Source organism: Curtobacterium sp. MCSS17_015 (assembly GCF_003234265.2).
Taxonomy (GTDB): domain Bacteria; phylum Actinomycetota; class Actinomycetes; order Actinomycetales; family Microbacteriaceae; genus Curtobacterium.
Map to the genome: position 1 here is coordinate 766,718 of NZ_CP126256.1, position 18,804 is coordinate 785,521.

Consider the following 18,804-nt stretch of genomic DNA (forward strand, 5'->3'; position numbering starts at 1 on the left):
GCTGATGGCAGACCGCACGTTCGTCGTGGTCGGGCTCGGGAACCCCGGGCCCGACTACGCGGGCAACCGCCACAACGTCGGCCAGATGGTCCTCGACGAACTGGCAGCCCGGATGGGCGCCACGTTCAAGAAGCACAAGACCCCGAACCAGGTCGCCGAGGGGCGCCTGGTGCCGGGGGGGCCGAAGCTCGTCCTCGCGAAGCCCGGGTCGTTCATGAACACCTCCGGCGGCCCCGTCTCGGCCGTCCTGGGTTTCTACAGCGTGCCCCCGTCGGACCTGATCCTGGTGCACGACGAGCTGGACCTGCCGTTCGACTCCGTGAAGCTCAAGGGCAACGGCGGCCACGGCGGGCACAACGGCATCCGTGACGTCATCAAGGCGACGAACACGAACGAGTTCGCCCGGGTGCGGGTCGGCATCGGCCGTCCCCCCGGTCGCCAGGACCCGGCCGACTACGTGCTGCGTGACTTCTCCGCGGCCGAGAAGAAGACGCTCCCGAACCTCCTCGCCGACGCCGCGGACGCGGTCGAGGCGATCGTGACCGACGGCCTGCTCGCCGCGCAGCAGCGCTTCCACGCGCCGGCATGACGACCGCCGTGGTGCTCGCGACGAACCCGTTCGCCATGGGTGCGCTCGTCGTCGTCTCGGTCATGGGCATCACGCTCGTCTGGACGGCGCGCGTCCTCGGTCACCGCGTGGCCGAGCAGGCGCGCGAGAGCCAGCCGGCGCCCCCACCGGACGACCTGGAGCCGGGCAGCTCCTGACGCGGGACCGGCCGGGAGGCCCGTACCGACTCCGCCACGCGCCTCCTGTTCGCCCGTCGCGCACGCCGCGACCGGTGTCGGGGGCCGCCGGTACCATGGGGTGAGTGACGATCTCGGGCATCATCCCTGCGCTCTCGCGCGCATCCTCCTTCGATCGTGCGCTCCGTGCCGCTCCTCGTGACGCCGACTTCTCGGTGGTCGACGGCCTCCGCGTGCCGCTGCTCGCCGCCCTGCTGGCCGAGCGCTCGGGTCCCCAGTGCGCCTTCGTCATCACCGCGACCGGGCGCGAGGCCGAAGCGGTCCGTGACGCCCTCAGCTGCACGGTCCCCGATGCCGACGTGCTCGAGTTCCCCGCCTGGGAGACCCTGCCGCACGAGCGCCTCAGCCCGAGCCCGCAGACCGTCGGCACGCGCATCGCCACGCTCCGGGCCCTCCGGCGGTGGCAGGACGCCCCCGTCGACGAGCGTCGGACGACCGTCGTCGTGGCGAGCGTCCGCGCAGCACTGCAGCCGATCGCCGACAACCTCACCGAGCTCGCACCGGTCGTGCTGCGGACCGGCTCGCGGGGCAACGACCTCGGCGCCATCGCCGCCCAACTCGTCGACCTCGCCTACGCCCGTGTCGACCTCGTCACCCGCCGCGGTGAGTTCGCCGTCCGCGGCGGCATCCTCGACGTCTTCCCGCCGACCGCCGACCACCCCGTGCGCGTCGACTTCTTCGGCGACGAGATCGAGGGCATCAAGGCGTTCTCGGTGGCCGACCAGCGGTCCACGGACGACGACCTCGACGCGGTGGAGCTCACCGCCTCGCGCGAGCTGCTCCTCAGCGACGACGTCCGACAGCGGGCGCGCGAGATGCTGCACGAGTTCCCGAACCTGTCGCAGATGCTCGCGAAGGTGGCGGAGGGCATCCCGGTCGAGGGCATGGAGTCCCTCGCGCCGGCGCTCGTCCACAAGCTGGTGCCGGTGACGGAGTACCTGCCGGAGGCCGCCACCGTCGCCGTCTTCTCGCCCGAGCGGGTCAGCGGTCGGGCACACAGCCTGGCCGAGACGAACCAGGAGTTCCTGCAGGCGGCGTGGAGCGCGGCGGTGGCGGGTGCACAGGCGCCGATCGACCTCGACGCCGGCAACTTCCTGACGGTCCAGCAGCTCAAGAACACCCGGGGGCAGCGCACGTGGTGGACGGTGTCGCCGTTCGACTCCGGCGCCGACGAACCCCTGACCGACGCCGATGCCGTCGCCGAGGCGGGTGAGTACGTCCGGGTCCCCGGTGAGGCGATCCCGAGCTTCGCCGGCAGCGCGGACGGGGCGGTCGCCCACGTCAAGGCGCTCACCGACGACCAGTGGGCCGTCGTCGTGACGGCGCAGGGCCAGGGCCTCGTCGAACGTGCGGTGCAGGTGCTGGCGGACGCCGGAGTGGCCGCGCGCGCCGAGACGCTGGACGGGCCTCCCGAGCCGGGCGTCGCCATCGTCACGACGGCCAGCGTCGAGCACGGCTTCGCCGTCGCCGACCCGCGCATCGCGCTCCTCAGCGAGGCCGAGTTCTACGGCCGCAGCGTCCAGCAGGGCGCGCGCACCGTGAAGAAGCTCGCGAGCCGGCGCAAGAACGTCGTCGACCCGCTGCAGCTCAAGCCGGGCGACGTGGTCGTGCACGCCACCCACGGCATCGGCAAGTTCGTCGAGCTCGTCAGTCGCGAGGTCAGTTCCGGCGGCCGGAACGCCGTGAAGCAGCAGCGCGAGTACCTGGTGCTCGAGTACGCGCCGTCGAAGCGGAACTACCCAGGCGACAAGCTCTTCGTGCCGACCGACCAGCTCGACCAGCTGTCCCGGTACGTCGGCGGCGAGAACCCGACGCTGTCCAAGATGGGCGGCTCGGACTGGTCGGCGGCGAAGTCGAAGGCGCGCAAGGCCGTCCGGGACATCGCGGTCGACCTCGTCAAGCTCTACTCGGCGCGCATGGCGTCGAAGGGCCACGCGTTCGGCCCGGACACCCCGTGGCAGCGCGAGCTGGAAGAGGCGTTCCCGTTCGCCGAGACCGCCGACCAGCTGACGACCATCGACGAGATCAAGCGCGACATGGAGAGCCCGATCCCGATGGACCGGCTGCTGTCCGGTGACGTCGGCTACGGCAAGACCGAGGTCGCGATCCGCGCCGCGTTCAAGGCCGTGCAGGACGGCAAGCAGGTCGCCGTGCTCGTGCCGACGACCCTGCTCGTCCGCCAGCACATGGAGACGTTCCAGGAGCGGTTCGCCGGGTTCCCGGTGAACCTGCGCGCCCTGAGCCGGTTCCAGACCGAGAAGGAGACGAAGGAGACGCTCGCGGGCCTCGCGGACGGCACCGTCGACATCGTCATCGGCACGCACCGGATCCTGTCGCAGAGCGTGCAGTTCAAGGACGTCGGGCTGGTGATCATCGACGAGGAGCAGCGCTTCGGTGTCGAGCACAAGGACCAGCTCAAGAAGCTCAAGACGAACGTCGACGTGCTGGCGATGTCCGCGACGCCGATCCCGCGTTCGCTCGAGATGGCGGTGACCGGGATCCGTGAGATGTCGACGCTCGCGACCCCGCCGGAGGACCGCCACCCGATCCTGACGTTCGTCGGGCCGCAGTCGGACCTGCAGGTGGCCGCGGCGATCAAGCGTGAGATGCTCCGTGAGGGGCAGGTGTTCTACGTGCACAACCGCGTCAAGGACATCCAGTCGGTCGCAGCGCACCTGGCCGAGGTCGTCCCCGATGCGCGCATCGCCGTCGCGCACGGGCAGATGGGCGAGCAGGCCCTCGAGCAGGTCATGGTCGACTTCTGGGAGCGCCGGTTCGACGTCCTCGTGTCGACGACGATCATCGAGACCGGCCTGGACATCGCGAACGCCAACACACTCATCATCGACAAGGCGGACAAGTACGGGCTGTCACAGCTGCACCAGCTCCGTGGTCGCGTCGGTCGTGGACGCGAGCGGGGCTACGCGTACTTCCTCTACGACGCCGACAAGCCGCTGTCCGAGACCGCGCAGGACCGCCTCGAGACCATCGCGGCGAACAACGAGCTCGGTGCGGGCATGCAGGTGGCGATGAAGGACCTCGAGATCCGCGGTGCCGGCAACCTGCTCGGCGGTGAGCAGTCCGGGCACATCGCGGGCGTCGGGTTCGACCTGTACCTGCGGATGATCGGCGAGGCGGTGTCGCAGTTCCGCGGTGACGTCGCTGAGGGGCAGACCGAGCTCCGGCTCGAGATCCCCGTCGACGCGCACATCCCGGACAACTACGTGGAGTCCGAGCGGCTCCGACTCGAGGCCTACCAGAAGCTCTCCGCCGCATCGGCCCCGGCCGCGCAGCCCGAGGCGATCGACATGGTCCTCGACGAGCTGACCGACCGGTACGGCACCCCGCCGCAGGCCGTGCTGACGCTCATCGAGGTCTCGCGCCTCCGTCGCATGGCCCAGCAGGTCGGCCTGTCCGACGTCGTCGTGATGGGCTCGAACCTGCGGGTCGCCGGCAAGGAACTCGCCGACTCCGCGCAGGTCCGGCTCAAGCGGATGTTCGCGGGCGCGCGGTGGTTCCCGCAGCAGGACGCCGCGAGCATCCCGGTGCCGAAGCCGCACGGCGAGACGCTGCCGGACGACGCGCTCATCAGCTGGGTGGAGAGCATCCTCACCGCGGTCTACGGTGCGCCCGCCCGTGCGGAGGCGCCGGCCGCCTGACGGTCGTCGTCCGGTGACCACCGGACGGACGGGAGGCCCGCGGCGGCGGATCCGTCCCGGGCCTCCCGTCCGTCTGGTGGTCGCGCTGGTGCGCGGACCGGCGCTACTCGGTGGCTTCGGCCTCGGACAGCTCGCGGCGCTGGCGGTACCGGCGCGCCCGCACGGACACGACGACGGCGGACGCGACCATCGCGATGCCCGACCCGACGAGGACCGCGAGGACGCCCTCGTCGACGATCTCCTCGTTCGCGGCGAACGCCAGCTCGTTCATGAGCAGCGAGACCGTGAACCCGATGCCACCGAGGACGCCCACGGTCACCACCGACCCGAACGAGAGCGTCGACCGACCGGGACCGCGGAAGAGTCGACCGGCGACGACACCGAACAGCGTGATGCCGATGACCTTGCCGACGGGGAGTGCCAGCACGACCGCCCAGAACGTCGGGGAGAGTTCCCCGAGTCCGACGGCGGGGATGACGACGGCCGCCGAGACGAAGGCGAAGACCGGCAGGACGATCGCGTTCGACCACGGCTCCACGTGCTCGTGCAGGGTGCCGCCCGGTCGACGGGGGAGGACCAGCCCGAGGGCCACGCCGGCGATCGTCGCGTGCACCCCGGAGTGGTACACGAGCCACCAGGTGACCAGGCCGATGAGGACCATCGCGACGATGAGGACCGGCTGCGCGGCGCTGCCCGGCCGCAGCCGACGACCGAGCAGCGCGAACACGACGAGCAGGACCGCGGCGCCGCCGAGGGCCGGGAAGTCGGTGCCGTGGGCGAAGACGACGGCGATGATGACGATGGCGATGAGGTCGTCGAGGACGGCGAGGGCGAGCAGGAACACCCGGATCGTCGAGGGCAACCCCCGCCCGAACATGGCCAGGACCCCGAGCGCGAACGCGATGTCCGTCGCCGTCGGGATGGGCCAGCCGTGTGTGTACGGCGTGCCGGCGGTGACGAGCAGGTAGACGAGCGCCGGGACGAGCACTCCACCGACGGCGGCGATGGCGGGGACGACGGCGGTCTTCGGGTTGGCGAGTTCACCGGCGACCAGCTCGTGCTTCAGTTCGACGGCGACCAGGAGGAAGAAGACCGCGAGCAGGCCGTCGCTGACCCAATGGGCGACCGACAGGTCGAGGCCGACCGCGCCCCAGGGGGTGTGCCAGTCGAGACCGCGCTCGAGCCCGGGGCCGAGCGCGGTGTTCGCGACGATCAGTCCGAGGACGGCGGCGGAGAGGAGGGCGATCGCGCTGAAGCGAGGCGAACGGACGAAGGAGGGCATGCGGCTCCGAGGGGGAACGGGCACCCGGTGGTCGGGTACGGGGAACGGACCGTCGACCAGACTTCCCGACACACCGACGCCCATCGTAGTGGGGCGACCCTGGTGTCCGATCCACGCGGAGCTGCGGGTGGCAGCATGGCGGCATGACTGTCGTTGCCGAACTCGTCGCCGTCGTGGACCGCCTGCTCGACCCCGAGCACGGATGCGTCTGGAACCGCGAGCAGACCCACGCCAGCCTCGCCCGGTACGCCGTGGAGGAGGCGTACGAACTCGTCGACGCCATCGACGACGGGGACGACGACGAACTCCGGGAGGAACTCGGCGACGTCCTGTACCAGGTGGTGTTGCACGCGGGGATCGCCGCACGTCAGGGGCGGTTCGACCTCGACGACGTCGCCGCGGCGGTCCGCGAGAAGATGCAGCGCCGCCACCCGCACGTCTTCGGCGACGAGGAGGCGCACACGGTCGAGGACGTCATCCGGGTCTGGCGTGCCGCGAAGGCCGCCGAGAAGTCCTCGCGGACGAGCACCTACACGGGGGTGCCGCGGGCGATGCCGCCGCTCGAACGCGCGGTGAAGCTGTTCGAACGCCTGGAAGAGCGTGGCGACCTGCACGCAGCCGTGGCCTCGGTGACGGACGGGGCCGTGCTCGACGTCGTGGGGGCCTCCGCTGCGGGGGACGAGCCGGTCGCTGCCGATGCAGACGGTGTGGCGGACGGCACGGCCACTCCGACCGCCACCGGCGGGACCGATCCTGCGGGAGACGTGGCTGTCGCGGGTACTGCGGGGGCCGGGGACGTCGCTGCGGCCGTGCTCGGCTCGCAGGCCGGGACCCGGGTCGATGCCGCCTGGGGAGCCGGGATGTTGGCCGAGGTCTCGGTGGCGCACGAGCAGGGGATCGATCCCGTCGCGAGTCTCCGCGCCGCCGTGGCGATGCTCGAGGCTTCGGGTCGGGAGCTCGAGCGTGGCGTCGCCGGGACCAGCGAGCCCGGGGGCGGCGACGACGTGGAGCGGGCGTCCTCCTAACCCGAAAAAGGAGGACGCCCGCGAGCGGGAGGAGACGCCACCAGGGAGCAACGTCTCGTCAGGGGATCCCGCCCGAACCGCGGAGGCGCCTGCAGCACATCGCCCCCGCTGACGACCGGCATGTGGATCAGGCACGTTCCGGCCGAGGTTCTGGATGCAGCATATCAGCGGACACCGGCGGCTGCAACCCCGGCTCCTGCTCTGCGAAGATTGACGCCATGGCCACGACCGTGACTGCCCCCCGAGGCATGCGAGACCACCTCCCCGCCGACAAGGCCCGGCGAGAGCACGTGCTCGGCGTCATCCGCGGTGTCTACGCGCGCCACGGGTTCGACGAGATCGAGACGCCGGTCGTCGAGGACGCCGCGCGTCTGCACTCCGGGCTCGGGGGCGACAACGAGAAGCTCGCCTTCGCCGTGATGCGCCGCGGCCTCACCACCGACGACCTGCGCGAGGCCGCTGCACCCCTCGACCTCGCCGACCTCGGGCTCCGGTTCGACCTGACCGTGCCGCTCGCGCGGTTCTACGCATCGCACCGTGCCGAACTGCCGAGCGTGTTCCGTGCCGTGCAGATCGCCCCGGTCTGGCGTGCCGAGCGGCCGCAGAAGGGCCGCTACCGCCAGTTCGTGCAGTGCGACATCGACGTCCTCGGGGAGCCCGGGCAGCTCGCCGAGATCGAGCTCATCCGGGCGACCACCGCGGCACTCGACGCGCTCGGCATCGTCGGCACGTCGATCCGCATCAACGACCGCCGCATCCTGCTCGCCCTCCTCGCATCGTGGGGGGTCACCGAGCAGTCGGCAGCCGACCGAGCCCTCATCACGGTCGACAAGCTCGACAAGATCGGGGCCGTCGGCGTCGCGGAGGAGCTCGGCCAGACGCTCGGCCTCGACCCCGGGACCACGGCCGACACCATCCGGGCGTTCGAGTCCGCCGACTGGGAGAGTGTCCGTGGTGCCGAGTGGCTCGACGCCGAGGCCTTCGCCGACCTCGAGCGGCTCCGGGCGGCGCTGCCCGGTGTCGACCTCCGCTTCGACCCGACGCTCGTCCGCGGCATGGGCTACTACACCGGCACGATCTTCGAGGTCGCGCACCCCGACTTCGGGTACAGCCTGGGCGGTGGCGGACGCTACGACGGCATGATCGGACGCTTCCTGGGGCAGGACGTCCCGGCGGTCGGGTTCTCGCTCGGGTTCGAGCGGCTCGTGGACCTCGTGTCGCTGCCCGGCTCGGCGGAGTCCGACGCGGTCGTGCTGGTCTACGACAAGGACGTCGATCCGGTCCGGCTCGCGGCGTTGAAGGCCGAGGCGCTCGACGCGCACCACCGCGTCCGGCTCGAAAAGCGGACGAAGAACATGAAGAACCTGCTCGCCGGGCTCGCGGAGCAGGGGTTCGGCGCGTTCGCCTCCGTGGGCGCCGACACCGAGACGCTCGAGGGCGTCGAGTTCCGTCCGCTCGCCTGACGGACGCCCGCCGGTCATCCACAGCCCGCCGTCGAGCCCGACCGGCGTCGCTAGGATCGACCACGCAACCACAACAACCCAACGACAGGGAGTACCCCGTGGCAGTGATCGATGCCGTAGGCGCACGCGAAGTCCTCGATTCCCGAGGCAACCCGACGGTCGAGGTCGAGGTCCTCCTCGACGACGGTGTCGTCTCGCGCGCCCTCGTCCCGTCCGGTGCCTCCACCGGCGCCTTCGAAGCGTACGAGCTGCGCGACGGAGACGACTCCCGCTACGGCGGCAAGGGCGTCCTCAAGGCCGTCGAGGCGGTGCTCGACGAGATCGGCCCGGCGCTCGAGGGCTTCGACGCCACCGACCAGCGCCTCGTCGACGCCGCACTCATCGAGCTCGACGGCACCGAGAACAAGTCCCGCCTCGGCGCGAACGCCATCCTCGGCGCCTCGCTCGCCGTGGCCCGCGCCGCGGCCGACTCGGTCGACCTGCCGCTGTTCCGCTACCTCGGCGGCCCGAACGCGCACACGCTGCCTGTCCCGCTCATGAACGTCGTCAACGGTGGCGCGCACGCCGACACCAACGTCGACATCCAGGAGTTCTTCCTGGTGCCCTACGGCGCGGAGTCCTTCTCGGAGGCCCTGCGCTGGGGTGTCGAGACCTACCACGCCCTCAAGGGCGAGCTGAAGAAGCAGGGCCTGGCGACCGGCCTCGGTGACGAGGGCGGCTTCGCACCGGAGCTCGCCTCGAACCGCGCGGCGCTCGACTTCCTCCTCGCGGCGATCGAGAAGGCCGGCTTCACCCCGGGCAAGGACATCGCGCTGGGCCTCGACGTCGCCAGCACCGAGTTCTTCCACGACGGCAAGTACTCCTTCGAGGGCAAGCAGCTCTCGAGCGCAGAGTTCACGCAGTACTTCGTCGACCTGGCCCGCGACTACCCGCTCGCCACGATCGAGGACCCGCTGGCCGAGGACGACTGGGAGGGCTGGACCCACCTGACCGCCGAGCTCGGCTCGAAGCTGCAGATCGTCGGCGACGACCTGTTCGTGACGAACCCGACGCGTCTGCAGCGTGGCATCGACGAGCAGGCCGGCAACTCGATCCTCGTCAAGGTGAACCAGATCGGCACGCTGACCGAGACCCTCGACGCCGTCTCCCTCGCGCACCGTCACGGCATGACCGCGATCCTGTCGCACCGCTCCGGCGAGACCGAGGACACCACGATCGCGGACATCGCGGTCGCGGTCGACGGTGGTCAGATCAAGACCGGCGCCCCGGCCCGCTCGGACCGCGTGGCGAAGTACAACCAGCTCCTCCGCATCGAGGAAGAGCTCGGCGACGCCGCGGTCTACGCCGGCCGCTCGGCGTTCCCGCGCTCGGCATCGCTGTAACCAGCACCCTCGGAACGCCGTCCTCCCTCCGGGGAGGGCGGCGTTCCCGTCGTCCCGGCAGGCTGAGACGGCCCTCGGGGAGGTGAGGCGGGCCTCCGGTGCGAGACGCGTCTGTCTGCGCGTGACGCCCTCTTCCGCGCGAGACGCCGTCGAACTCGGCGGCGTCTGGCCCACTCGGCGGCGTCCGGCCCATTGGGCGCCGCCGGGCCCATCCGGCGGCGTCTGGCCCGCTGAGTGGCGTCCGGTCCACTCGGCGGTGTCTCGTCCGCTCAGAGGCGCCCGTTGGACGCGGCAGCGTGTCGGGGCCGGTTCCCAGGCCGGCCGCGTCGCTGAGAGGCTGCGCAACGCGCGCGCGCCGGGGTGCCGAGCCCCGGCGGCCGCGTTATCGTCGTCCCGTGCCCAGCCAGAAGCCCCGCGTCCGCCGCGTCCCCGTGGTGATGCCCGAGGGCGCGACCTCCGGGCAACCGTGGTACCGGTCGCTGCACTTCTCGGGCTTCAGCCTGCTCATGCTGGCGATCATCGTGCTCTTCGTCGTGGTGCTCGCCCCCTCGCTCCGCACGCTCGTGCAGCAGCAGGAGCAGATCACCGGCATGCAGCGCCAGGTCGCGGCTCAGAAGGCCGACGTGGCGCAGAAGAAGCACGACGTCGCACGCTGGGACGACCCGGCCTACATCGAGGCGCAGGCGCGCGACCGACTGCTCTACGTGTACCCGGGCGAGGAGAGCTACCTCGTGATGGGCGGGGACGGCGGGACCTCGGCGACGCCCGCGCCGACCACCGACTCCGGTACTCCGGTCAGCTCGACCGTGCAGACGCCGAAGGTCGACTGGGTGCAGTCGATGCTGTCCTCCGTGCTCGAGTCCGGCCTGTCGGACGACACGAGCGACGAACTCGAGGGCAGCAGCGGCACCACGGACAGCGGCAGCTCGGACAGCGGCGCCACCGACGGCGGCTCGACCTCGAAGTAGGGCCGACGCGCGGAGTCCGGTAGGCTCACGTCCCCGTGACGACCCCTCCGTTCGACCCGCCGACCGCGCACGACGTGCAGGTGGTGAGCGCCCAGCTCGGCCGCCCCGCCCGCGACGTCATCGGCATCGCCGCTCGCTGCGTCTGCGGCAACCCGACGGTCGTGTCCACGAAGCCCCGCCTCGGCAACGGCACCCCGTTCCCGACGCTGTACTACCTGTGCCACCCGGCCGCCACCGCAGCCGTCAGCACCCTCGAGGCCAACCAGGTCATGCCCGAGCTGGCCGCACTGCTCGAGGACCCCGACACCGCTGAGCAGTACCGCCGCGCGCACCAGGCGTACCTCGACGACCGCGAGTCGATCGAGCACGTCGAGGAGATCGCGGGCATCAGCGCTGGTGGCATGCCCACCCGGGTGAAGTGCCTGCACGCGCTCGTCGGTCACGCCCTCGCCGCCGGACCCGGCGTCAACCCCATCGGCGACCTCGCGCTGCAGCGTGCGGACTGGTCGCCCTCCCGGTGTGAGTGCCGGGCCTATGATGATGGTGCAGACGCCGGAGTCGGGGTGGGTGGCGGCGAGTCCTGACCAGCCTCCCAGCAGCTCAACCACCCCAAGGAGATCACCACCCGTGCCCAAGATCCTCGTCGTCGGCGGCGGTTACGCCGGCTTCTACACCGCATGGAAGCTCGAGAAGCACCTTCGCCAGGGCGAAGCCGAGGTCGTCATGGTGGACCCGCTGCCGTACATGACCTACCAGCCGTTCCTCCCCGAGGTCGCCGCCGGCTCGATCGAACCGCGTCACGCCGTGGTCTCGCACCGCCGTCACCTCAAGACGACGCGCGTCGTCACCGCGAAGGTCACCGGGGTCGACCACGCGAACAAGACCGCGACGATCACCCCCGCCGTCGGTGAGCCGTGGCAGGAGTCCTACGACCAGATCGTCATGACGGCCGGTGCCGTCTCGCGCACCTTCCCGATCCCGGGCGTCGCGGACGAGGCCATCGGCCTCAAGACGATCGAAGAGGCCGCCGCGATCCGCGACAAGATCCTCACCAACTTCGCGAAGGCGGCGAACCTGCCCGCGGGCCCCGAGCGGCAGCGTCTGCTCACGGTCGTCGTCGTCGGTGGCGGTTTCGCCGGCATCGAGGTCTTCGCCGAACTCCGCTCCTTCGTCTCGGACCTGCTCAGCAGCTACCCGCAGATCGCCTTCGAGGACACGCACTTCCACCTGGTCGAGGCCATGGGGCGCATCATGCCCGAGGTCTCGCTCGAGACCTCGCACTGGGTCCTCAAGAACCTGGCCGAGCGGGGTGCCACGGTGCACCTCGAGACGCAGCTCGCCTCGGCCGTGGGTGGCGTCTGCCAGCTCAAGGCCAAGGACGAGTCGATCGAGGTCATCGAGTCCGACCTCATCATCTGGACCGCCGGAGTCATGGCGAACCCGATGGTCAAGGGCACCGACTTCCCGCTCGAGCCCCGCGGTCGCATCACGGTGCAGCCCGACCTCCGCATCGTCGACGAGGGCACGGTCATCGCCGACGCCTGGGCCTGCGGTGACGTCGCGGCCGTCCCGGACCTCACCGGTGGTGGCGTCGGCGGCATGTGCGTCCCGAACGCCCAGCACGCGGTCCGCCAGGCCAAGCAGCTGGCGAAGAACCTCGTCGCGACGATCCGCGGCGAAGCCACCGTCGACTACAAGCACGAGAACCTCGGCGCCGTCGCGGGCCTCGGTCTCGGCATCGGTGTCTTCCAGTCCGGCAAGTTCTCGATGAAGGGCTTCCTCGCCTGGGGCGCCCACCGTGGTTACCACGGCCTGGCCATGCCCTCGTGGGAGCGCAAGATCCGCGTCGTCGGCGACTGGGTCGGGAACTTCTTCCTGGGTCGCGACATCGCCTCCCTCGACGACCGTGAGACCCCGCGCGCAGCGTTCGAGGCCTGGGCGTCACGCCCGAAGCCGGCCGTCGAGGCCGCTCCGGCAGCAGAGTCCCCGGCCGAGGGCCAGCCGGCCGGCGCTGCCGGTCCCGCCTACGCGACGCCCGCCGAGGACGTCTCGAAGGCCGCCGAGCCCGTCGGCGCCGGCGAGTCGGCGAAGACCGAGTAAGCACCGCACACACGCGGTCGAGAGGGCGGTCACCCGGTGGGAGGCCGCCCTCCGTGCGTCGGTAGGCTGATCCGGCCCGACCGTCAGCGGTCGTGCGCCCCCGTGGCCCAATCGGTAGAGGCATGCGACTTAAAATCGCCGAGTTGAGGGTTCGAGTCCCTCCGGGGGTACGAAGACCCGAGGGTTCGAGTCCCTCCGGGCGTACTCGTTACGCTGACCAGGTGGTCGGGATCGGGAGTGCGCTGACGAACCTCCGGGATGCGCTGCGGCGCCCCGAGGCCCACGTCGAGGTCATCGACGGTGAGACCGTCCCCGTCGGCATGCTGCTCGGCACGCTCGGCGCCCTGCTCCTCGACGCCGGCAGCTCCGTCACGGACGTCCGCTCGGCGCTCGAGAAGGCCCGCGACTCGGCCGGGGTCGGCGACGGACTCGCCATCGGGGTGCTGCCCGCGCTCGTCATCGTCAGCGAGACCGCGACCGGTGCCGCCACCATCGTCAACGCCGAGGGCATCGAGCTCTCGTTCCGCCAGTCCGCCCGCGCGAACCGTCTCGTGCTCGGCCTGGAGCGCGGCGCGATCGCCCTCGCCGAGATACCCGCCCGGGTCCGGAGCATCCGGCAGGGGACCCGGCCGCCGGCCCCGGTGCCGTGGGTGCTCGGCAACGCGCTCACGTCGGCCGGGCTCGCCGTGGTGTTCCGCTGCCCGTGGTGGGCGGTCCTCCTCGCGCTCGTCGTCGGAGCGCTCGTCGGGGTGATCGGTCTGCTGCTGCGGCGCTTCCGCGAGGCCGTGGCCGTCGTCCCGTTCCTCGCGGCCTTCTGCTCGACGGCCGTGGTGGGACTCGTGGCCGCCGGCACCGGGTTCGACCACGTCCCGCTCTACGCGGTGTGCGCCCCGGTCGCGGTGTTCGTGCCGGGAGCCCTCATCACGAACGCCCTGCTCGAGCTCACCGCCGCCGACATCGTGACCGGTTCCGCCCGGCTCATGCAGGGCCTCATCATGCTCGGCTTCATGGCCGCGGGGATCGCTGCGGGGAGCGCGGTGACCGGGCTCCGTGTCGATCCGACCTCCGCGGCGCTCGTCGGTGAGGTCGCCGGGATCGGGACCGACCGTGCCGGCTGGGAGGCCGTCCCGGCGCTCTGGGCGTCCTGGGTCGCCGTCGTGGTCCTCGCGACCGGCATCAGCCTGGTGTTCGGCTCCGGCTGGCGGCTCACGGCGGCGTCGGTGGTCGTCATGGTCACCGCCTATGCGCTGGTGTCATGGCTCACGCCGTTCAGCGGCAGCGTCGTCGCGACCGGCCTCGCCGCGGCGCTGCTGTTCGTCGCGACCCGCGTCCTCGAGCGGATCGTGCCGGTGGTCCCGGCGACGGTGTCGTTCCGCCCGGCGTTCCTGCTGCTCGTGCCCGGCACGGTCGGGCTGGTCGCGGTCGCGACCTTCGACGCGGCGGCCCTCGCGACGCCGCTGGCGACCTTCGTCAGTCTCTGCGTCGGGACGAAGATCGGCGGCCTGCTGCCCGGTCTGTTCGCCCGGTCCGCCCCGACCTCCTGACGGGCCTCCGTCCGGTCCGGCCGGCGGGGCCGGATCAGGGAGTCTGCGCGCCCTCCTGGTGCCGGAGCCAGACCCACGCGGCCGCTCCGAGGACGACGAGGACCGCGATGCCCGAAGCCATCGCGGCGACCGGCACGTGTGTCCCGGTCGGGCCGGAGTAGACCGCGGCGGCGAGCCCGACGGCCACCGCCGCGAGGGCCGCGTACCGCGGACGGGAGACGGACGCGAGCGCGGCTCCCGCCGAGCCGCGCAGGGGGAGGAGCGTCACGACGAGCGAGCCGAGGGCGCCGACGCAGAGCGTGCTCGCGAACTCGGACGCGAGCGAGCCGGCGAAGCCCGCACTCGGGGTCACGCTGTGGAGCACCCAGCCGGCGGCCGCGATCACGAGCAGTGTCACCGAACGCCAGGTCGCGCTCCGGGCACACGCGGCGACGCCGTTGCCGAGCCGCATCGCTGCGGTGTCGACGTCCGTGCGTCCGACCGGGACGAGGAGGACGCCGACGACGAGGGCGGGGGAGAGGTCCGCGACGCGGGTCAGGCCGCTCGCGACGACCGCGGCGAGCACGAGCCAGGGCGAGACGCGGAACGTGACGGCCCGTCGGTCCTCGCCCGCGGCCCACCGAGCGGCGAGCACGACGCCGGCCGTGAGCACGGCGACCCCGGCGACGACGCCGAGGGCGAGGCGGACGTACCGGGCCTCGAGCGCGATGCCGGTGCTCAGCAGTGCGAGCAGTCCCGCGAGGGCGACCCCGATGCCGACGGAGGCCCAGGCCGGCAGGGCGTCGTCGCCGCGGGTGCGCTCGGACCGGGGCCGGTTCCGGCCGGTGAACCGGGAGGCAGGGCCCGGTGCCCGGACGCGGAGGGCCCCGGCGAGGGCCCGGACCGGACCGGCGACGAGCAGGAGGAACGCCACGGCGGCACCGGCGGCGATCGCGAGCGTGCGCCACGAGAACGAGGACTGGATCGTCGGCACCGCGTGGTCGTAGGTCGTGGCGATCGACCAGTCGCCCGCGGGCCCGGACCAGTCCGGCCGCCCGCCGTGTCCACCGTCGGTCCCGCCACCGGGCAGTCCGCCTGCCGACCCCCGGTCGTCACCGCCGTCGGGACCGCTCCCCGCGCCGCGGCCGGCTGCGCCACCGCGGCCGGTCCCGTCCCCGGCACCGGCTCCCGGCGTGGTGCCGGTCGTCGGACCCCGACCGGACGAGGGTGCTCCGGAGGCGTCGCTCGCGCCGGTCGGTCCGCCGGAGCCCGCAGCGGACGGACCGCCCACCCGGACGGTCACCGCGGACGCCGACCGGGAGGTGTTGCCGGCCACGTCCTGCGCACCCGCGCCGACGCGGTGCGACCCGGGCCGCAACACGTCCGCGACGCGGCACGACCAGGAGCCGGCGGTGGTGACCTCCGAGCGGCACACCGCCACGTCGTCGACGTAGGCGGTCACGATGGTGCCCGCCTCGGCGCTGCCGGCGATGCGCAGCGAGCGTGCATCGACCCGCGAGGCAGCGGCCGGCGTGCTGATGCGCGGCGCCGCCGGCGGGGTCCGGTCGATCGTGACGCTCCTCGGTGCGGAGACCGCGCTGCGGAGGTCGGAGCGGTAGCCGTCCGCCGTGCTGGCGGTCTGGGTGGCCGTGACGGTGAAGGTGCCGTCCGCCGGCGCACCGGGGCCGACACCCCACGAGACGTGCCAGGTGCCGGTGGGGCCGACCGTCGCGGTGCGCACCGCGGGGCTCCCGGCGCGGGTCACCGTCACGGTCGCACCGGCCCGCCCGGTGCCGGCGACGGCACCCGTGGTCGGCTGTCGCGTCGCGACGACCGGCGGCACGATGACGTCCGACGGGGCTGCGTCGACGCTCGGGAGGGAGGACGTCGTCGTGTCGAGGACGGTGAAGACCTGGGCCGGACCGGAGTGCACGGTCCCGACGCACGACCACGTCCCGTCGGGTCTGGTGGTCGTCCGGCAGACCGAGGCCGAGGGGACGGCGGGGTCGGCGACGCGGACACCGTGGCCGGGGGTGGCGCGTCCCGAGAAGCGTGCGAGGTCGGTCGTGATGTCACCAGGGTCGGTGATCGTGGGGGCCGTCGGGGCACCGCTCGACGGAGGGGCGACCGGCGTCCTGGTCGGCGAGGGACTCGGGGCGCCCGGCGCCGGCACCGGGTTCGCGAAGGTGGGCGGCTGGGTCGGTGCCGGGCTCGTGCCGGCGCCGGGGAGGGTCGACGTGGCAGCCACCGCGGGGACGGCGTCGAGCGGCAGGAGGACGAGCGGCCCGAGGACGAGTCCGGCGGTCACGACGAGCAGGCGGGCGACGCTGCCGCTCGTGCTCCGGCCGCGTCTGCCGGCACCGCCCGGGGTCGTCCGCGGTCGACGACGGGAGACGTCGCCCCTGCCGTCCCGCTGTCCCACGTCGTCCCCTGCCGTGTCCATCCGGTCCATCCCACGTGATCCGGACGCCGGGGTCAACACCCCGCGCGGTGACCGGTTCGGTTCCGCGCTCGATCGACGTCTCCGCCGGACAGCGCCCGCGAACCCGGTGTGCGGCACTCGGGAATCGCCCGTGAACATCGGTCCCCGGCGAAGGCGTCCGGACCTGCTCGGTAAGATCGATCCGGACCGTCCTGGTCCGACCCGACGGACCCGCAGGGGTCCGGCACGACCGCGACCCGACGCGCAAAGGAGTACGCCCGAATGGACACCGGACTCGTCACGACACTCATCGTGATCGGCGTGGTGGTCGTCGTCCTCGTGGTGATCGGGATCTGGCTCTGGGTCAGTCACAAGTCCCTCGTGGCGTTGCAGGGTCGGGTGGACAGCGCGTGGTCGGAGATCGCCGAGCAGCTGCAGCAGCGTGCCGAGCTCATCCCGACCATCGTCAGCACCGTGCAGGGGTACGCCTCGCACGAGAAGTCCGTGTTCGCTGCGGTGACCGACGCCCGCACCGAGACGCTCGCCGCCGGGGACGCCGTCGCGGCCTCCTCCGCCGAAGGACACATGCAGAAGGCGCTCAAGGGCGTCTTCGCCGTCGCGGAGCACTACCCGCAGCTCCAGTCGAGCCAGGCGTTCCTCGAGCTCCAGTCGCAGCTCGTCTCCACCGAGGACAAGATCCAGTCCGCCCGCCGGCACTACAACGGCGGCGTCCGCGAACTCAACACCAAGGTGAAGTCGTTCCCCACGTCGACGTTCGCGAAGAGCCGCGGCGTCGGCCCGGCACCGTTCTTCGAGACCGCCGAACCGGCCGCGATCGCCGAACCCCCGCGCGTGCAGTTCTGACGGCGATGCGCCGCCGGCCACCCGGACGGCTCAGTGCGGGCGGACGCCCAGCGCTGCGGCCAGTGCCGGTGCCGCCGTCCCGCGGTCGGTGACCTCGACGTCCCCGAGCCCCTGCCATGCCGCGGTCCGACGCAGCAGCGCCGCCAGTCGGCCGACGTCCACCACCGAGCCGGGCTCGTGCCACGCGGTGCGGACGTGGAGCACGCCGCGCTGCCGGTCGCTCTTGAGGTCGACGCGACCCACGAGTGCGTCGTCCTGCAGCACCGGCAGGACGTAGTAGCCGAACACCCGTTTCGGTGCCGGTGTGTAGATCTCGATCCGGTAGTGGAAGCCGAAGAGTCGCTCGGCGCGCGGGCGGAACCACACGACGGGGTCGAACGGGCTGAGTACCGCATCGGCATCGATCCGTCGGGGCACCCGGGCGTCGACGTGCATCCATGCCGGGTCCCGCCAGCCCTCGACCGTGACCGGGACGAGTTCCCCGGCGTCCTGGAGGTCGGTGATCGCCGCGGCGGTGTCGTCCGCACGCAACCGGTGGTGGTCCGCCAGGTCCGCCCGGGTACCGACGCCGACGGCGCGGGCCGACCGGCGGACGAGTTCCCGAACGGCGTCGGCTCGACCCGGCGCGGTCGCGAAGTACCCGGTCGGCAACACCTGGTCCGGCAACGCGTACACCCGCTCGAAGCCCGCGCGGCCCGCACTGACGACGTCACCCCAGCGGAAGAGCTGCTCCAGACCGTGCTTGACGTCGCTCCACCCCCACCAGGGACCGCGTCGGACATTCGACTCGTGCTCGACCGCGCTCGCCGGCATCGGGCCCTCGGCCGCGAGCATCGTCAGGAGCTCGTCACGGACCCGCGCGGTGCGCTCGACCCCGGCCACCCGGTTCGGTCGTGTCGCATCGCGCTCCCGGTACGCGTCCATCCGCCACCGGAACAGGCGGAGGTCGTCGCGTGGGACGAACGCGGCCTCGTGCGCCCAGTACTCGAGCCACGGGCTGCGTTGCGTGAGGGTCAACCGGTCCAGGGTCCCCTTGTCGTAGGCGCCGAGCCGGGCGAACAACGGCAGGTAGTGGCTGCGCTCGAAGACGTTGACGGAGTCGATCTGCAGCAGGCCCAGCCGAGCTGCGCCCGCGGACACCGTCCGTGCCGAGACCGGCTCGAGGCGGGCTCGACCGAACCCCTGGGCAGCCAGGGCGACACGGCGGGCCTCGGCGGCGGAGAGCGTGGTCCTGACCATGGGGGAACGCTACCGAGGGCGGCCGACAGCGTTCCGTCGCCGGACACATGCCGCGTCCGGTACTCGCCCGGCA

General features: G+C 72.3%; 14 protein-coding genes and 1 tRNA gene. 12 read left to right on the plus strand and 3 right to left on the minus strand.

Features of this window, described 5'->3' with window-relative positions; genetic code table 11:
• The first annotated feature begins 4 nt into the window (after positions 1-4).
• The 3 genes from pth (at position 5) to mfd (ending at position 4,463) form a co-directional block, all read left to right on the plus strand.
• The gene (pth, locus tag DEJ18_RS03610) at positions 5-589 is read left to right on the plus strand and encodes an aminoacyl-tRNA hydrolase (protein ID WP_111209586.1); all 585 of its coding nucleotides are present in this window, start codon (positions 5-7) and stop codon (positions 587-589) included.
• The gene (locus tag DEJ18_RS03615) at positions 586-765 is read left to right on the plus strand and encodes a hypothetical protein (RefSeq protein WP_146241475.1); all 180 of its coding nucleotides are present in this window, start codon (positions 586-588) and stop codon (positions 763-765) included. The genes pth and DEJ18_RS03615 overlap by 4 nt, the downstream gene beginning before the upstream one ends.
• A 104-nt stretch (positions 766-869) precedes the next feature.
• The gene (gene mfd, locus DEJ18_RS03620; RefSeq protein WP_111209587.1) at positions 870-4,463 is read left to right on the plus strand and encodes a transcription-repair coupling factor; all 3,594 of its coding nucleotides are present in this window, start codon (positions 870-872) and stop codon (positions 4,461-4,463) included.
• A 103-nt stretch (positions 4,464-4,566) separates the two neighbouring features.
• Here the strand turns inward: mfd and nhaA are convergent, their stop codons facing one another.
• Positions 4,567-5,745 carry a Na+/H+ antiporter NhaA gene (gene nhaA / locus DEJ18_RS03625; RefSeq protein ID WP_111209588.1) on the minus strand — a complete coding sequence of 393 codons (1,179 nt, stop codon included), beginning with the start codon at positions 5,743-5,745 and terminating at the stop codon, positions 4,567-4,569.
• 143 nt (positions 5,746-5,888) lie between these two features.
• Here nhaA and DEJ18_RS03630 point away from each other — a divergent pair, with 143 nt between their 5' ends.
• From DEJ18_RS03630 to DEJ18_RS03665, 8 genes are all read left to right on the plus strand, one after another.
• Complete coding sequence (locus DEJ18_RS03630; protein WP_111209589.1) at positions 5,889-6,770, plus strand: MazG family protein; 882 nt, start codon at positions 5,889-5,891, stop codon at positions 6,768-6,770.
• A gap of 218 nt (positions 6,771-6,988) precedes the next feature.
• Positions 6,989-8,233: a histidine--tRNA ligase gene (gene hisS / locus DEJ18_RS03635; RefSeq protein ID WP_111209590.1), complete on the plus strand. Its 1,245-nt coding sequence runs from the start codon at positions 6,989-6,991 to the stop codon at positions 8,231-8,233.
• Between the two features lie 98 nt (positions 8,234-8,331).
• On the plus strand, positions 8,332-9,615 hold the full coding sequence (eno, locus tag DEJ18_RS03640; RefSeq protein ID WP_111082026.1) for a phosphopyruvate hydratase: 1,284 nt from the start codon (positions 8,332-8,334) through the stop codon (positions 9,613-9,615).
• Positions 9,616-10,010: 395 nt separating this feature from the next.
• The gene (locus tag DEJ18_RS03645) at positions 10,011-10,583 is read left to right on the plus strand and encodes an FtsB family cell division protein (RefSeq protein WP_111209591.1); all 573 of its coding nucleotides are present in this window, start codon (positions 10,011-10,013) and stop codon (positions 10,581-10,583) included.
• Between the two features lie 35 nt (positions 10,584-10,618).
• The gene (locus DEJ18_RS03650) at positions 10,619-11,167 is read left to right on the plus strand and encodes a DUF501 domain-containing protein (protein WP_111082028.1); all 549 of its coding nucleotides are present in this window, start codon (positions 10,619-10,621) and stop codon (positions 11,165-11,167) included.
• A gap of 43 nt (positions 11,168-11,210) precedes the next feature.
• Positions 11,211-12,683, plus strand: coding sequence for an NAD(P)/FAD-dependent oxidoreductase (locus DEJ18_RS03655; protein ID WP_111082029.1), 1,473 nt, complete (start codon positions 11,211-11,213; stop codon positions 12,681-12,683).
• A gap of 96 nt (positions 12,684-12,779) precedes the next feature.
• Positions 12,780-12,853 (plus strand) — tRNA-Leu (locus DEJ18_RS03660).
• A gap of 51 nt (positions 12,854-12,904) precedes the next feature.
• Positions 12,905-14,227, plus strand: a complete 1,323-nt coding sequence (locus DEJ18_RS03665; RefSeq protein WP_181434113.1) for a threonine/serine exporter family protein — start codon at positions 12,905-12,907, stop codon at positions 14,225-14,227.
• 34 nt (positions 14,228-14,261) lie between these two features.
• Here DEJ18_RS03665 and DEJ18_RS03670 read toward each other — a convergent pair whose 3' ends face one another.
• A complete protein-coding gene (locus DEJ18_RS03670) occupies positions 14,262-16,649 on the minus strand; it encodes an Ig-like domain-containing protein (RefSeq protein ID WP_146241476.1) in 2,388 nt (795 codons plus the stop codon).
• Positions 16,650-16,910: 261 nt separating this feature from the next.
• Here DEJ18_RS03670 and DEJ18_RS03675 point away from each other — a divergent pair, with 261 nt between their 5' ends.
• Complete coding sequence (locus DEJ18_RS03675) at positions 16,911-17,492, plus strand: LemA family protein (protein ID WP_111082032.1); 582 nt, start codon at positions 16,911-16,913, stop codon at positions 17,490-17,492.
• 30 nt (positions 17,493-17,522) lie between these two features.
• Here the strand turns inward: DEJ18_RS03675 and DEJ18_RS03680 are convergent, their stop codons facing one another.
• Positions 17,523-18,731 (minus strand): winged helix-turn-helix domain-containing protein, encoded by a 1,209-nt coding sequence (locus DEJ18_RS03680; protein WP_111209593.1) that lies wholly within the window; start codon positions 18,729-18,731, stop codon positions 17,523-17,525.
• Positions 18,732-18,804: the final 73 nt, after the last annotated feature.

What these genes read in the sequence shown, in the direction of transcription:
- pth (WP_111209586.1), top strand. Translation starts at nt 5, where the DNA reads ATGGCAGACCGCACGTTCGTCGTGGTCGGGCTCGGGAACCCCGGGCCC.
- DEJ18_RS03615 (WP_146241475.1), top strand. Translation starts at nt 586, where the DNA reads ATGACGACCGCCGTGGTGCTCGCGACGAACCCGTTCGCCATGGGTGCG.
- nhaA (WP_111209588.1), bottom strand. Translation starts at nt 5,745, where the DNA reads ATGCCCTCCTTCGTCCGTTCGCCTCGCTTCAGCGCGATCGCCCTCCTC.
- DEJ18_RS03630 (WP_111209589.1), top strand. Translation starts at nt 5,889, where the DNA reads ATGACTGTCGTTGCCGAACTCGTCGCCGTCGTGGACCGCCTGCTCGAC.
- hisS (WP_111209590.1), top strand. Translation starts at nt 6,989, where the DNA reads ATGGCCACGACCGTGACTGCCCCCCGAGGCATGCGAGACCACCTCCCC.
- DEJ18_RS03670 (WP_146241476.1), bottom strand. Translation starts at nt 16,649, where the DNA reads ATGGACACGGCAGGGGACGACGTGGGACAGCGGGACGGCAGGGGCGAC.
- DEJ18_RS03675 (WP_111082032.1), top strand. Translation starts at nt 16,911, where the DNA reads ATGGACACCGGACTCGTCACGACACTCATCGTGATCGGCGTGGTGGTC.
- DEJ18_RS03680 (WP_111209593.1), bottom strand. Translation starts at nt 18,731, where the DNA reads ATGGTCAGGACCACGCTCTCCGCCGCCGAGGCCCGCCGTGTCGCCCTG.